The following is a 14,904-nucleotide window of genomic DNA, read 5'->3' as shown; positions in this document are numbered from 1 at the left end:
CGGCGAATAGGCGCGCACATTCGCATTCGCCAGCGCAAAAGAAAAATAAGATATTCGGAACTGGTGCTTAGAAAAAAGCGAGCCTACCCGGGCGTGCTGCGCCGCAGATTTAGGACTGGGGCATCCATGCCAGGCACGTAGTTGTCGGAAATCAAGTTGCGGCAATGGTCTTCGAAACTGCGCACAAGACGTGTCGTGACCCGCTGGCCGACCCTGATCAAACCGATGTGCATCGGCTTGTGATCGCCAGCCAGGCGCAGCCCAACAAGGCGTCGTCCATCCAGAGCGGCTTTGTTCTTGGGGCGGACGTTGGCCAGAGTATAGCCATAGCGATTGCCGACCATGGTGCGGATTACCTCTTGATGTTGAAGCTGTGCGACAATGTTCGGCGTCACACCGGCCGCCGCGAAGAGGCCGAGGAAGTAATCTCGCGACAGAGGCAGATCCAGGAGAATAAATTCGCGGTGCTCCAACTCCGCAAGCGTTATCGCTGAGCGCTCGGCGAGCGGATCGGTCTCTGCAACTTGAACGTAAGGGGGCAGCACGGCGAGTGGCTTGAATTCGAACCCTTCTGGAATGAGAAGATCATAAGACAGCGCAACATCGAGTTCGGCCCGTTCCAGCTTCGCGAGGAGGACACTATGATCGGCGACCGTCGGTCGCACATTGGCCCCTGGGTATGCGGCATTGAAGCTGTGGCTGACTTCCGGAAGAAGCATCGGAGCGAAGGTGAGAAGGCATCCAAGCGACAGTGTCCCGCGAACCTGATCTGTCGCTTCAGAGGCGGCAGTATACATGTTCTGCACCTGCTCGATGACAGTCTTGGCCTGCGCGAGAAGCTTTTGGCCGGCGGGCGTGAGCGAAAGACCCTGGGCGTGTCGCCTCAAGAAGAGCTGGGTTTTGAGCTCAATCTCGAGCTGAGAAATGGCTGTCGAGATGGACGGCTGCGATACTCTTATCCGTTCGGATGCTAACGTGATAGATCCGGCCTCCGCCGTCGCGATGAAATACTCAAGTTGGCGAAGGGTAAAACGCATCAGGGAACCTAAAGCAGCAGCGCTCCGCACCGTTGGATGCAGCCGATCCGCGGGAATGCCGCTGCCCCTGCCCGGGCCGGCATCGCCAGTTTAATAGTTATCATTCAGCAATGTGTAAACCTCTCGGAGCGCAGGCAACGCGCGCCACGAAACCTCATTGCTTTCGTCGATCCTAATCAGTGCTGAAGGAAATCATAATTTTCCGAAAGCAAGCCCTCAGCTAGAGCGGGAGGCACATGATCGCCGGTGAGTGGCTTCTCCCGGTGAAAGAGGAAGGACGAATGCATGTCAGTCGAGAAGATCCACACGCTGGTCGTCGGGGCGGGCCAAGCCGGCGTCGCCATGAGCGAGCATCTTGGAAAGAACGGCGTGGAACACCTTGTCCTCGAACGCGGGCGCATCGCCGAGCGCTGGCGCTCAATGCGGTGGGACTCGCTGGTCGCCAACGGTCCGGCGTGGCATGATCGCTTCCCCAACCTGGATTTTCCCGGCGATCCTGACGCTTTCGTTCCCAAGGAGCAGGTCGCCGATTATTTCGTGGCTTACGCACGAAATAATGACGCCCCGATCCGCTGTGGCATCGAGGTCACTAGCGTCGAACGGGTGGCGGGTCGTCCCGGCTTTCGCATCGAGACGTCCGATGGCGTGATCGAGGCACGCAATGTCGTTGCAGCGACCGGACCGTTCCAAAATCCGAACATCCCGCCTCTCGTTCCCGCCGAGGCCGGCTTAAACCAGATGCATTCCAGTGACTACCGCAACCCGACCCAGCTTCCCGAAGGTGCCGTCCTCGTCGTTGGCGCGGGTTCGTCCGGTGTCCAGATCGCCGAGGAATTGATGCGCGCAGGGCGCAGGGTCTATCTCTCGGTCGGTCCCCATGACCGCCCACCCCGCTCCTATCGCGGACGGGACTTCGTCTGGTGGCTCGGGGTCCTCGGCAAATGGGACGCGCAGGCGCAGGCGCCGGGTGCCGAGCATGTGACAATCGCCGTCAGTGGCGCGCGTGGCGGCGAGACCATCGATTTCCGCCGTCTTGCGGCGCAGGGCATGGTGCTCGTGGGCATGACCGGTGCCTACGCCAATGGCAAGCTCTCCTTCTCGGACGATCTCGCCCGCAATCTGGAGCGCGGCGATCGAAACTATCTTTCGCTGCTGGATGAAGCGGACGCCTTCATTGCCAATAGTGGTCTCAATCTGCCTCAAGAGCCCGAGGCCCGCACCCTCGGCCCGCAGGTTGACTGCGTCGCCAATCCGTTGCGCGAGCTGGACCTGGTGGACGCAGGCGTGAGCACGATCATCTGGGCGACCGGCTTCAGCTCGGATTACAGCTGGCTGAAAGTGAACGCCTTCGACGAAGCGGGTCGGCCGAGACACAAGCGTGGCGTCTCGTCGGAGAAGGGAATCTATTTCCTTGGTCTCCCCTGGCTTTCCGGCCGCGGCTCCAGCTTCATCTGGGGCGTCTGGCACGATGCCAAACATGTAGCCGATCATATTGTCATTCAAGACTATTACTTGAGCTACTCGCGTTAACGCGGGATGCCCCGCCGATCATCAAACCCGACCTGCTGGCCTTATCCGACGGAGAAGAAAATGGCACATACCCGCATCCGCAAGTTCAACACGAAGGACACCTATCCGGAGCAGCGCCTCGACAATGATCTGTGCCAGGCCGTCGTGGCGCGCGGTACAACTATTTTCCTGCGCGGCCAATGCCCGCAAGATCTCCATAGCGCAAAAAACCTCGATAGCCACAACCCGGTCGAGCAGACCCATAAGGTCATGCAGAACATCCGTCAGCTTGTTGAAGAAGCCGGTGGCAGGATGGAGCATGTGACCAAGTTGGTGGTCTATCTGACCGATGTGCGCCATCGCGAGGCCGTCTACCGCACGATGGGCGAATATATCAAAGGCGTGTTTCCGGTTTGCACCGGCCTCGTCGTAGTGGCACTGGCCCGCCCCGAATGGCTAGTCGAGATCGATGCAACGGCCGTGATCCCCGACTGATAGCAATCACCTAAAGCGAAACGGACCGGTCGGGCCTAAGGTACCGCTCGGCTATCCCTAAGAGGGGCGGCTCGTTCGTCGTGGTCGCCAGATAGGAGAAATCGACATGACCTTTTCCATCGTTGCCCGCTGCATGAAAACCGGCCAGTTCGGCGTGGCTATTTCTTCTTCCTCGCCCGCGGTCGCCGCACGTTGCGCCTGGGCGCGCGCCGGCGTTGGTGCGGTTACGACGCAGAACGTCACCAATCCGGCTTTGGGACCGTTCATGCTGGAAAAACTGGCAGGCGGCGAGAGTGCCGCCCAGGCAGTTTCGGCAGCGCGACAACACGACGCTTTTCCAGATTACCGCCAACTTCTCGCCGTGGATGTGAATGGCGAGACAGCGACCCATTCGGGAACACGGGCGCTTGGTATTTGGACATCGGCCACCGGCAAGGATTGCGCAGCCGGTGGAAACCTTCTCGCGAACGACAGCGTTCCGGCGGCAATGATCAAGGCGTTCGAGGCTAGCGAGGGAGCCCTCGGAGACAGGCTGATTGCGGCCCTCAAGGCTGCCCTGGATCATGGCGGAGAAGCGGGCCCCGTGCATTCCGCCGGCTTGTTGATCGTCAATCGTGCAAGCTGGCCCTATGCTGAACTGCGCATTGATTGGCTGGATGACGGTTGCCCAGTAGAAGCGGTCGCTCGAGCTTGGGAAGTCTACAAACTACAAGCTGACGACTATATAACCCGCGCCCTGAACCCGCTTGCCGCGCCATCGTATGGCGTGCCTGGAGATCAATGACCGGTAACCACGTCAGTGATGATTTCGCAAAATCCAAGGCGGGGAATAGCGGTCCCTGCTATTTTCCGTTGCAAATAATAGGTCTTGAAAGGACTCGAACCCGCGGCGCCCTAAACAGATTAGCCAAATACCTGAGTTTATTGTCTTAATGAAAAAAGGAGGCTGGTGTGCGGAATCGCTTGCTTTTGGGGAGTATTGATCCGGTATCGACACCTGTCCTATCCCGTACTGATCTCATTTAGTTGGACAGTTTGAAACCTGGGAAGATTGAAGGACTGGGTTCTGAAATTGCACAGGGCCCTTTCAGTCTCATTTTTAGCGTTGATGATTGTAATCCGGCTGCCTCGGAACCTTCAATCCTATCAGCCGGTTCTTATCGTTGAAGCTGGAGGAACTGGATATGCCCAAGAAAATCGCAACTCCAACCAAGGAGGGCGACCCTAAAGAGCAGCCTGTCCGCCGCCACGAGAAGGAAGAGCCCCAGGAACCTGACGATCGCAAAAATCCGCCGCGAGATACAAGAGAGACGCCGGCGCCGAACCCAAACGGCGAGCCTGCCGACGGGCCTCAGTCTCGTCCGACCGACCGCGACCGACCGGGAAACGGATTCCTGGTCAATCTCACAAACCATTTCCCGCGTGCCACGCACTGAAGCCCGCTGGCTAGCCGCACCATAACAATGGCCTACGCTAAAATTGCTCAGCAATTCTCGTCGCAAATATCGGACGCAAAAATCCGGCGACTCGAAAATTTTTCCGCGCCATACAAGCGGATCTCGCTTGAAGGTCGGAAAGTCCCGAATTTTGATTTAGCTCAATGCCCGAAGCGTATATTTTTGATCTGATCGGGTACCAGCACTGCAAGAAGGGCGAATACCAACGAGACAATGAGCAGGAGTGCCCTTGGCAGAAGATATAGCCCACATTTATGCCCCCAGTGTGGTGTGCACAGGACCGTTTGCTTCGCCCCAATTATGAGGGCTCTAGGCAAATATCGTGGCGCGAATTCGCGGCCTCATAAATCCTTCGTAAAGGGTGACCTCAAGCAAGGGGATCAAGTGGAAGTCCCACAGCGTCCCAAATCTCTTCGAGCTGCTCCTTCGTTTCACGCACCCGGACGGTCGCTGCCTTTCTTCCTGCGCCGAAGCGAAGCACCGATCTTGTTCGTGGATCATCCAATGCGCGGGAAGCATCGTCCCGGTCGGTAACGGCCTCAGCATTTACGTGCAGAGGCATTTCGTTTGGCGCTGTCAATTCCGCGAACTTAACGCCATTTAGCTTTTCAAGAATCTGCGGGACCTCCAGGATAGGGTAGATTGCACCGCTCTTCGTGAAGATGATGCTTCGACTTGAAGTTTCAACGTCACCCCATTTCCGCTCAACAGCGGCGAGTTGCCGGGTTACGGATCATCGTTGCTTGACGACCTTCGGCTTCTGTCCAGCGGTGAGCGACCGGGCACGCCTGACGGAACAGTAAAGGATCGTTGAGCGTCATGGAAACCTTCAGCAGAATACGTGAGCGGCACCAGGATCGAAGTCGAGATGCACGTGATCGCCACGGCTAAGCCCGCTGATCGCCTCGTGGCCAAACGGCAGGCGCACTGCCAGTGCCTCGCCAGCAACCGTTTTGGTGGATACATGAATGTTGTTGCCGAGGAAGGTGATGTCGCTGACGGTTGCGGCAAGACTGCTTGCTGTTCCCTGACTGCGCGACAGCCTGATACGCTCGGGCCTCAGCATGAGGGCTGCTTTGGCGCCAGAGGCCGCGTTGCCATGCACGGGAATCTCGTTGAATACCGCATCGCCACCAAGGGAGATCGTCGCTTGTCCGTTGGACGACGACAGCAGATCGCAGGAAATGAAGTCGCTATCGCCAATGAATTCAGCGACAAAGCGCGTCCGAGGACTGGCGTAAAGTTCAGGGCCGGTCCCGATTTGATCGATAACGCCCTTCGAGAAGACGGCGATGCGATCGGAGAGCCTGAGCGCCTCCTCCTGGTCGTGCGTCACGTAAAGGATCGTCACTTCGGTTTGCTGGTGAATCCGGCGTATCTCATGCTGGATTTCCTCACGCAGCTTCTTGTCGAGCGCGGAGAGCGGCTCATCCATCAGAAGCACGGGCGGATCGTAGGCGAGTGCTCTGGCAAGCGCGACGCGCTGCTGCTGGCCACCGGACATTTGCACCGGCTTGCGATCCTCGAACCCTTCGAGCCTGACAAGGCGCAGCATCTCCTTCACCTTGGCATCGATCTCGGCCTTGGACTTGCGCCTGACCTTCAGCGGAAAGGCGATATTCTCTCCCACCGTGAGATGTGGAAACAGGGTGTAGCGTTGGAACACCATGCCGATGTTGCGCTTGTGCGATGGCGTGGCGAGCAGGGTCTGCCCCTCCAGGGCAATGTCCCCCTTCGTCGGATTTTCAAAGCCGGCCAGGATGTAAAGGGTCGTGCTCTTGCCCGATCCGGACGGTCCGAGAAAGGTCAGGAACTCGCCGCGACGTACGTCAAGGTTGACATCGTGTACCGCGACGACCGGGCCGTATTCCTTGCGGATGCCTCTGATCTGAAGGAAAGAATCATTCATTGTTTCAGTACCTTGCGTACGACAGCGACAAAGGCCATCAAGATGATCGTCAAGAGGATGAGGAGGGTCGATGCGGCCGCGACGACGGGCGTTAGGTCTTGCCGCAGCGTGGCCCAGACCTTCACGGGCAGTGTCTGAAGCGTTGGGCTGGACATGAAAATCGCCACCACCACTTCATCCCAGGACGTTAGGAACGAGAAGACAGCCGCTGAAAACAGCCCATGGCTAATCGCCGGCAGGGTAACCCTGATCTTCGCTTCAAGGGGAGATGCACCGCAAAGCACGGCGGCATCCTCGATGGATTTGTCGAAGCCTTCCAGCGCACTGGAAATGGCGAGGATCGAGAATGGCAACGCAAGAACGAGGTGGGATATCACGAAACCAACCAGCGTGCCGCCAAGGCCGATCCTCAGAAAGAAGGCATAAAGAGCAACCGCAAGAACGACGACGGGAAGTATCATCGGTGTCAGGAACAGCGCCTTCAAGGCATCGCGAAACATGAACGTTCCGCGGACCAGTCCGAAGGACGTCACAAGCCCGAGCAGCACCGACAGGATCGTCACGATGACCGCGATCTTGAAACTCGTCCAGGCCGATTCCAGCCATCGGGGATCGGCCAGAAGGTCCTGGTACCATTGCAGCGTCCAGCCAGGAGGCGGAAAGATCAGCCATTGCGAGGAGCCGAAGGATAGCGCTGCGATAAAGACGATGGGCAGCAACAGAAAGGCTGCGGTCAAAACCGAAATCACAACAAGGATGTATTTCCACCAGCCGAGGCGATCGAAATTGAGCAGCATATCAACGCCCTCCCGGGTTCTGGTTACCGACGAAACGCAGCTGCACGGCGTAAAGCGACAGAGTTACCACAAGGAGAACCAACGCGGCTGCGCCTCCCATGCCCCAATTGACCAGCGACTGCACGAACTGCGCGATCAGTTCTGCGAGCGTCATGTTCGCCGTGCCGCCGAGAAGCGACGGCGTCACGAAGTAACCCAGCGACATGACGAAGACCATCAGCGCACCGGCCGCCATTCCCGGCACGGCCAACGGCAGGAGAATGCGTGTGAGACATTGCCACCGGTTCGCCCCGCAAAGGGCAGCCGCCTGCAGGATCGACGGGTCGATCTTCCTGATCACACCGTAGAGCGGCAGGATGATGAAGGGCAGCATGATATAAGTCATGCCGATCGTGACACCTGTCAGATTGTTGACGAGCGGCAGCGGTTGGTCGATCAGCCCCATGCCCATCAGCATCTTGTTGATCAGACCCGTCCGTTGCAAAAGCACCATCCAGGCATAGGTGCGCGCCAGCAGATTGGTCCACATCGACAGGAGCAGGATTGCAAACATCACAGATGCCAGTCTTCCAGGCATGATTGCCAAGGCCCAGGCGACGGGAAAGCCGATCAGGAGCGAAATCCCAGTCACGAAAGCTGAGACGATGAAGGTGTTGGCAAATATCTTGAGATAGGTCGCCGATCCAAGCAACTCGGCATAGTTACCTAAACCCGGGACGGGTTCCAAAACGCTTCGCAGCAACAGTGCCGCAACGGGCACGATGAAGAAGATGGCCACGAAGATGAGCGCCGGGACAACCCCACCGAAACCTGTCGGCTTCCGTGCCTTTGGTACAGCTATTGCTACGGCTACGGTGGGGGCATCACTAAACGTCGACATGACAATCCTTCCCGACGGCGAATTTCGGACTGGCGCCTAAGAGCCTGGAAGCGGCACAGACGCTGCGTTCTCGGCACGGCGGGTATTGCGCCGCCGTGCCTGGTGATCTGCTCTTCAGCCTACTTGGCCTGCCAGGCGTACCAGCGTTCGCCGATCGCATCGCGGTTGTCTGCCCAGTAGGCCATATCGGCATTGACCTGGCTGGCCGTCTGCTGATCGGGTAGTGTTTTCGCCGTCTCCGGATCCATCAGTTTGGCCGATTCAATATTGGTCGGAGCATAGCCCGTTTCCTTTGCAAACGCTGCCTGCGCCTCTGCGGATGTGGCCAGCGCGATGAACTTCATAGCCGCTTTGAGGTTCGGCGCTCCCTTCGGCACGACAAGCGAATCCGCAGCGGTAATGTTCTGTTCCCAGGAGGTCTCAGCCTTGACGCCGCTTTTGGCGAGTGCCGTCATGCGGCCATTCCAAAGGCTGCCGAAGGGCGCTTCGGCTGAGGCGAGCAATTGCTGCGACTGGGCGCCGCCCGACCACCAGATGATGTCGGATTTAATCGTATCCAGCTTCTTGAAGGCGCGGTCGAGGTCAAGTGGATAAAGCTTGTCGGCCGGAACGCCGTCGGCCAGCAGCGCAGCCTCGATCACACCGGGAGCCGACCACTTGTAGAAGGTGCGCTTTCCCGGAAATTTTGCCGTGTCGAACAGGTCGGCCCATGTTTTCGGGCAAGCGCTGACGGCATCGGCATTGCAGCCAACCACAAAGGAATAGTAGAAGCTGCCAACGGAATAATCAGTGACGAACCGCGGATCGAGCTTTGACTTGTCGATGACGGAGAAATCAAGCTTCTCAAGCTGGCCGTTCTTGCCGGCCTGAGCGGCATAATCCCCTTCGACGTCGACGACATCCCAGGAGACCTGTCCTGCCTCGACCATGGCCTTCAACTTGCCATAGTCCGTCGGGCCATCCTGTACGACGGGGGTGCCGGTGTCGGTGGTGAATTTACTTGCCCATGCGGCCTTCTGCGCGTCCTGCGTGGTTCCCCCCCAACTGGAGAAGACGAGGCTTTCGGCTTTGGCCGGTGCGGATGCTGCGATGAGCGCGGCAACTGCTGCGACAGCGAATGTGGTTTTCATGTTCCCTTATCCTTGTTTTGGTTCGTCTCGCTTTTGCATTATGCCGTCAGCGCGCGTCTTTCCTTGGGGGAGAAGTTTGCTGGCTTCATAATCTTGTTTTCCGCCACCTCGATGAGGTCACGAATCTTTGGCAGGAAGGCTTGCCAGCGCGGATCGGCCATCAGCCTCTGTCGTCTTGCGTCCCGATCGTCCAGGCTGGCAAAAGCCCAGATGTGGACGATCTCGTTGATGGTTCCAATCTCCGAAAAGAAGTAGCCAACCAGTGCGCCGAGATGGCTCTTCTGGATTTCTATGCCCTCTTCTTCCACGACCTTGAGATATTGCGGAATCGTGCCGTTCTTCAGCCTGTAGGTCCGGATCTCGTAAAACATCGGCGTCACCTCATCACGAACGGGTCGGGGATCGGATCGTCAGACGTCCGGAGCCAGATCGTCTTGGTGCGGGTATAATCGAGCGCCGCAGCCATGCCGCCTTCCCTGCCATGTCCGGACAGGCCGAAACCGCCGAACGGCGCGATCGGCGATACCGCGCGATAGGTATTGACCCAGACAATCCCGGCCCGCAGGCTCTTCATCAGGCGGTGCGCGCGGGTGAGGTTCTGAGTGAAGACACCGGACGCCAGGCCGTAGCGCGTATCATTTGCAAGCCTCAGCGCTTCGGCCTCGGTCTCGAACGAGACGACTGAAAGAACCGGTCCAAAGAACTCGTCGACTAGCGAGGGCGACGCGACATTGTCGCAGTCGAGTATCGTCGGCGGGAAGTAATAGCCCTTCCCATCAGCCTTGCGTCCGCCTGTGACGAGACGGGCTCCGCATGCCACCGACTTCTCGACGAGGGCTGCGATATTGTCCTGCTGGCGCTTAGTCGCAAGCGGTCCAACTTCGGTTGCCATATCGAGCGGAGGGCCAATCCGGATCGCTTCGGCCTTCTGCTGCAGCAGTGCGATGAACTCATCCTTGACGCTGCGCTCCACGATCAGCCGCGATCCGGCGACACAGCTCTGTCCCGTCGCGGCGAAGATACCTGCGACCTGGGCGTTGGCAGCACTTTCGAGGTCAGCGTCCGCAAAGACGATGAAGGGCGACTTGCCGCCAAGCTCAAGTGAGGTGGATGCAAGGTTTTCAGCCGAGTTGCGAACGATGTGCCGTGCGGTTTCTGGCCCACCTGTGAAGGCGACATGGGCGACCTTGGGATGTCTGCCGAGCGCTGCGCCGCAAGATGCGCCGAACCCCGTAATGATGTTGACCACACCTGGGGGAAAGCCTGCCTCATGCGCGAGGCGCGCAAATTCGAGAAGCGGCGCCGGACCGTCTTCGGAGGCTTTCACGACCATGGTGCAGCCGGCCGCAAGCGCCGGTCCGATTTTTACGGCGGACAGGAAGAGCTGACTGTTCCAAGGCACGACCATCGCGACAACGCCAATGGGCTCCCGGCGAAGCCAGACATCCATGTCGGGCTTGTCGATCGGGAGGTAGGAGCCCTCGATCTTGTCGGCCATGCCGGCATAGTAACGATAATAGTCGGCGACATAGGCAATCTGAGCGGATGTCTCGCGGATGATCTTGCCGGTATCCCGCGTCTCAAGTTCGGCAAGCGTCTGAGCGTTTGCCGCAACGAGGTCAGCGAGTTTATAGAGCAGCCTGCCACGTTGCGTCGCCGTCATCTTCGACCAGGGGCCTTCATAAAGCGCCCTGTCGGCGGCGCTCACGGCCCGATCGACATCCGCTTCGCGCGCTTCCGGCATCTCCGCCCAGACCTTGCCGGTCGCGGGATCGATGCTCGGAAAGCGAGCTTCGCCATCTAAGAATTCGCCATCGATATAATGCTGGAAACGCTGCATATACTTACTCCGAAAATGCCGGCATGACCTCGGCGATGAAGCGCTCGAGCGACGCCTTCTTGCGCTCGAAGCTCATGCCGGTGTCGATCCAGAAGGAATATTCGTCGTAGCCGAGCGCTTCGTAGGACTTGAGGCGATCAATGACGGTTTGCGCGGTTCCCACGACATTGTTCGTGCGCATGACCTCATCCGAGAGCATCGCGTTCGATCGGATATCTTCGTCCGGAATGCGTTCAATCAGGCCTTGCGTGATCGGCTTGTCGTTTTTGAACCAGGCGAAGAAATAATTGTAGTAGACGCTCAGCTCGTGCGCGGCCTGGGCGATGTCCTCCTCGGTGGAGCTGACATAGGTGTGACGAAGCAGCATGATCTTCGGCCGGTCTCTATCCGGGTTCTTGGCGCAGGCATCGTTGAAGCGCCCCATCAGTGTCTGGACTTCGTCATCGCCCTGCCACAGCGGCGTCACCTGAACATTGCAGCCGTTGGCCACGGCGAACTCATGCGAGTTCGGATCGCGCGCCGCAACCCATATAGGCGGGTGCGGTTGCTGCAGCGGCTTTGGCGCCGAGGTGGTCGATGGGAAGTTGAAGAATTCACCCTCATGGGTGTAGTCACCCTTCCACAAACCTTTGACGGCGGGGATGAGTTCGCGCATCCGCTGCCCAGCGCCCCAGGCATCAAGACCGGGCAGCAGACGCTCATATTCGAAAGAATAAGCACCGCGGGCAATTCCGATGTCGAGCCTGCCATCGCAAATGATGTCGGTCATCGCTGCTTCGCCAGCGAGTTTGATCGGGTGCCAGAAGGGTGCGATGACAGTCCCGGTTCCAAGCCTTGCCCGCGTCGTGCGCCGGGCCAGATCGGCAATGGTAACAAACGGATTGGGCGCGATGGTAAAGTCCATCCCGTGGTGTTCGCCGGTCCAGATCGCGTGCATGCCGCCTTTGTCGGCGATCTCGCAGAGCGCCACGAATTCCTCGTAGAGGCTCTTTTGGGTTTGGTCGGCGTCGAGCCGCTCCATATGAACAAAGAGGGAGAATTTCATGATCGTATGCCCTTGGATGGAATGGGACGAATAGTGCCGCCAGTCTCATCGCCAAAATAGATGCCGAAATTGCCGATCGAGCTTTCCATAGCGAAACGAGCGACGATGTCTGCGGTCGAGCTGGTCCTGAAACACGCCCGGGACAGAGCGTCCGGCTTCAGGAACCTGCCGTTTGCGGGCTCCCCTGACGAAACAGACGCGCGATAGACGATATGTTGCTTTCCGTCGCTTTTCCCCTCGTAAACCGAATAGAGGAAGCCGATGCTGACCGTCAGTCCCGTAAGCGTCTGGAGGTATTCCTGGAGCTTTTCAGTCGGGTTGCCGTCATCGACGTCGCAGGTTGGCAGCGAGAGGATATCGTCGCCGAGAAGCAGGACCTCTCCGCGGCGTTCAACCACGGCACCGAGCTCGATATTGCCTTCCGTTGCCGCCGAAACAGCCTTGCTTGCCAGGATCGGCGTAAAATAGCCGCCGCGCGCATAACCGAGACCGTTGCGGCCGCTATTGTCGAAAGACTCCACGCGCCCCATCAAGATGACGTGGTCGCCGGCCTCGACGACCTGTTCCATGGCACATTCGAACCAGGCCGCCACATTCGAGAATATCGGGCAACCTGCAGATCCCTTGCCCCACTCGACCGCCGCAAATCTGTCCTCGACAGGCCGTGCGAATGTATTCGACACATCCTTTTGCGTTTCGGAGAGCACGTTGATTGCAAAATGTCGTGCGCCCGTCATCGTCGCGTAGTTGCGGGACGTCTTTGCAAGGCAGACAAGCAGGAGCGGTGGATCAAGGGATACGGAGGTGAAGGAGTTTGCCGTAAAGCCGATCGGGTTTCCGGCCTTGTCGTTGGCGGTCACGACAGTCACGCCGGTCGGGAACGCGCCGAATGCGTCGCGCAGGGCCCTTGGGTCGACAGTCTGGATTGTCATCGTACGTCCTCCCCGAACGACAGCCACTCCGCGAGCAGCGAGTTTACGATATCCGGCGCTGTCAGGTTGACCATGTGACGATGGCCTTCGACGATGCGGACCGAGCCTTGCGGCGCAAGCGCCGCCATTTGTACCGCCATCAGCGGCGTCGAGTTCGGATCATCCGATCCTGTCAAGAACAGCGCGGGTCCTGCCACGTCTTTCCAGCGATCGGCAAAGGTCGCGTCTCCTCCGGCGAAGGCGGAATAGGCGATAGCATATCCCTCCGGATCGACAAGATTCAGCCACTTCCGCGTCAGCTCGCGTGCAATCGCACTGTCGGGATCGTCACCGAACCAACGGACCAGAGGCCCCTCTTTGTCCACGCCCGACTGAGAAATGGCCGCGGCGCGCGCAAGCACGGCAGCCTTTGCTTCCGGATCTCGCCTGTATACGCCGTTGAGGTAGGCAACACGCTTGATCCGGTCGCCGAACGTTGCCGCTGCGCCCCCGGACACTAAGGCCCCCATGGAGTGCCCGGCCACGTTCACCGCGTCCAATCCCATCTCGTCCAGAAAGCGCCCGAACCAGGCCACGAAAGCCTCAAGCGGGCTGCCCACCGACAGCTTTCTGCTTCCACCGTGCCCAGGCATGTCGACCGCGATCACACGATGAGTTGCAGACAGGCATGCGATCTGTGGCCCCCAGGCTTCGAGCCGCATGCCGACACCGTGGATGAGCACAAGCGGTTCACCCGTGCCGGCTTCGTGATAGGCCATGCCACTTGCCGTCGCGTCCCTGGCAAAGGAACCGTAGGCCTTTGCGCAAGCGCCTTGCGTGGTTGATCCAGCGATCTGCATTTCACGCCCAGCCTTCTCAAACACCGGCGGGATTGGCGACGTCTTGGCCAAGATCCTTGAGATCCTGATAGCGGTCGCCGATGCGGTGATGCGGGCGCCCACCTACCGACGCGCCAAGCGCCACCACAATCTCGTCGGCTGCCGGCGCATCGGGAATAGACGTCTGAATGGTCAGGTAATGCGAACGGCGTCCTTCATCATTCTTGTCCATCAAGGGGATCATGATCGGCGCGTTGGCCGGACCGCGCGTGTTGCAGAAGGCAAGATAGGATTTCGCGCCGACCGCATGGCGATAGAAATTGCCGAAACGAAGCGTGTGTATGAGCGCGGACGCATGTTCGATCTCGCCGTCCAGTCCAACGACCGCGGACTTTCCGTACCCTTCGACAGCTTCGCCGGAGCCAACGGCTTCGATGATCATGCGCGTCAGCAATTCTCCCAGCACAGGCGCGCCCGCATGGATTTCCGGCTTGAGGTCCTCGACAAAGCCTTTGCCTGCCCATGGATTCTTGACCACCGCGAAAGCCGAATACAGTTTCAGCGGTAGCGGCGCGGCCTTTCCGCCTTCGATCAAGGTGGTTTCGATTTGCAACAGCGTCTTGCGGATCTGGATGCTCATGCGACGTCCTCAGCTACATATGGTGTTATGGTATGCCATAATATTAATTCGTCAATAGCCTTTATCCAGACGGAATAATTGGGCGTCATTATCAGATATTGTGTATTTCTATCAGTTACTTAGAGAATGCCGCTCGAATCCGACCCCTTCACATGCAACTTCATAGCGGCAAGCCATCTCCGCCTCATTGGGGAAGCCGCAGGCTTCGCACATCATTTCTGGCAACAACTCGAGGCAATGGGTTCGGTCCGCCCCGAAGCCTTTGAGCGTCGGAACCCTCAGCCCATACGAAGTGCGACCAAGACATCGATGATGCCTTCTCCTGCAACAAGATTGTTGTCATCTGAGGCTTGCGGCGGGAGAAACGAGTTGCCCATAGTCCCATAGAGCGGTACATTGCGACTACTTTGGAGGA

Annotated in this window: 14 protein-coding genes; 3 read left to right on the top strand and 11 right to left on the bottom strand. The window is 58.6% G+C overall.

Annotation, left to right across the window (positions count from 1 at the left end; all coding sequences use genetic code 11):
* Window positions 1-83: 83 nt before the first annotated feature.
* The gene (locus ACZ9BX_RS26145; RefSeq protein ID WP_476221018.1) at window positions 84-1,037 is read right to left on the bottom strand and encodes a LysR family transcriptional regulator; all 954 of its coding nucleotides are present in this window, start codon (window positions 1,035-1,037) and stop codon (window positions 84-86) included.
* 285 nt (window positions 1,038-1,322) lie between these two features.
* Here ACZ9BX_RS26145 and ACZ9BX_RS26140 point away from each other — a divergent pair, with 285 nt between their 5' ends.
* The 3 genes from ACZ9BX_RS26140 to ACZ9BX_RS26130 all read left to right on the top strand — a co-directional run bounded on the left by ACZ9BX_RS26140 (window position 1,323) and on the right by ACZ9BX_RS26130 (window position 3,825).
* On the top strand, window positions 1,323-2,567 hold the full coding sequence (locus tag ACZ9BX_RS26140) for a flavin-containing monooxygenase (RefSeq protein ID WP_476221017.1): 1,245 nt from the start codon (window positions 1,323-1,325) through the stop codon (window positions 2,565-2,567).
* A 60-nt stretch (window positions 2,568-2,627) separates the two neighbouring features.
* On the top strand, window positions 2,628-3,041 hold the full coding sequence (locus ACZ9BX_RS26135) for a RidA family protein (RefSeq protein WP_476221016.1): 414 nt from the start codon (window positions 2,628-2,630) through the stop codon (window positions 3,039-3,041).
* Window positions 3,042-3,147: 106 nt separating this feature from the next.
* Complete coding sequence (locus ACZ9BX_RS26130) at window positions 3,148-3,825, top strand: DUF1028 domain-containing protein (protein ID WP_476221014.1); 678 nt, start codon at window positions 3,148-3,150, stop codon at window positions 3,823-3,825.
* Between the two features lie 1,502 nt (window positions 3,826-5,327).
* On the opposite strand, the gene ACZ9BX_RS26125 is transcribed toward ACZ9BX_RS26130, so the two are convergent.
* The 10 genes from ACZ9BX_RS26125 to ACZ9BX_RS26080 all read right to left on the bottom strand — a co-directional run bounded on the left by ACZ9BX_RS26125 (window position 5,328) and on the right by ACZ9BX_RS26080 (window position 14,489).
* A complete protein-coding gene (locus ACZ9BX_RS26125) occupies window positions 5,328-6,407 on the bottom strand; it encodes an ABC transporter ATP-binding protein (protein WP_476221012.1) in 1,080 nt (359 codons plus the stop codon).
* Window positions 6,404-7,204 carry an ABC transporter permease gene (locus ACZ9BX_RS26120; protein WP_476221010.1) on the bottom strand — a complete coding sequence of 267 codons (801 nt, stop codon included), beginning with the start codon at window positions 7,202-7,204 and terminating at the stop codon, window positions 6,404-6,406. The genes ACZ9BX_RS26125 and ACZ9BX_RS26120 overlap by 4 nt, the downstream gene beginning before the upstream one ends.
* Before the next feature lies 1 nt (window position 7,205).
* Window positions 7,206-8,084: an ABC transporter permease gene (locus ACZ9BX_RS26115; protein ID WP_476221008.1), complete on the bottom strand. Its 879-nt coding sequence runs from the start codon at window positions 8,082-8,084 to the stop codon at window positions 7,206-7,208.
* A gap of 119 nt (window positions 8,085-8,203) precedes the next feature.
* Entirely contained in the window at window positions 8,204-9,214 is a 1,011-nt protein-coding gene (locus ACZ9BX_RS26110) for an ABC transporter substrate-binding protein (protein ID WP_476221006.1), read from the bottom strand.
* Window positions 9,215-9,252: 38 nt separating this feature from the next.
* Complete coding sequence (locus tag ACZ9BX_RS26105) at window positions 9,253-9,585, bottom strand: NIPSNAP family protein (RefSeq protein WP_087001271.1); 333 nt, start codon at window positions 9,583-9,585, stop codon at window positions 9,253-9,255.
* A gap of 5 nt (window positions 9,586-9,590) precedes the next feature.
* Window positions 9,591-11,054: an aldehyde dehydrogenase gene (locus tag ACZ9BX_RS26100; RefSeq protein ID WP_476221004.1), complete on the bottom strand. Its 1,464-nt coding sequence runs from the start codon at window positions 11,052-11,054 to the stop codon at window positions 9,591-9,593.
* 4 nt (window positions 11,055-11,058) lie between these two features.
* Window positions 11,059-12,099 (bottom strand): LLM class flavin-dependent oxidoreductase, encoded by a 1,041-nt coding sequence (locus tag ACZ9BX_RS26095; RefSeq protein ID WP_476221002.1) that lies wholly within the window; start codon window positions 12,097-12,099, stop codon window positions 11,059-11,061.
* A complete protein-coding gene (locus tag ACZ9BX_RS26090) occupies window positions 12,096-13,031 on the bottom strand; it encodes a flavin reductase family protein (protein ID WP_476221001.1) in 936 nt (311 codons plus the stop codon). The genes ACZ9BX_RS26095 and ACZ9BX_RS26090 overlap by 4 nt, the downstream gene beginning before the upstream one ends.
* Complete coding sequence (locus ACZ9BX_RS26085) at window positions 13,028-13,870, bottom strand: alpha/beta fold hydrolase (RefSeq protein WP_476223044.1); 843 nt, start codon at window positions 13,868-13,870, stop codon at window positions 13,028-13,030. The genes ACZ9BX_RS26090 and ACZ9BX_RS26085 overlap by 4 nt, the downstream gene beginning before the upstream one ends.
* Before the next feature lie 16 nt (window positions 13,871-13,886).
* On the bottom strand, window positions 13,887-14,489 hold the full coding sequence (locus ACZ9BX_RS26080; protein ID WP_476221000.1) for an amino acid synthesis family protein: 603 nt from the start codon (window positions 14,487-14,489) through the stop codon (window positions 13,887-13,889).
* Window positions 14,490-14,904 lie beyond the last annotated feature (415 nt).

It is taken from the genome of Rhizobium sp. USDA 3886, assembly GCF_056279785.1.
This window is presented reverse-complemented; position numbering and strand designations above follow the sequence as displayed.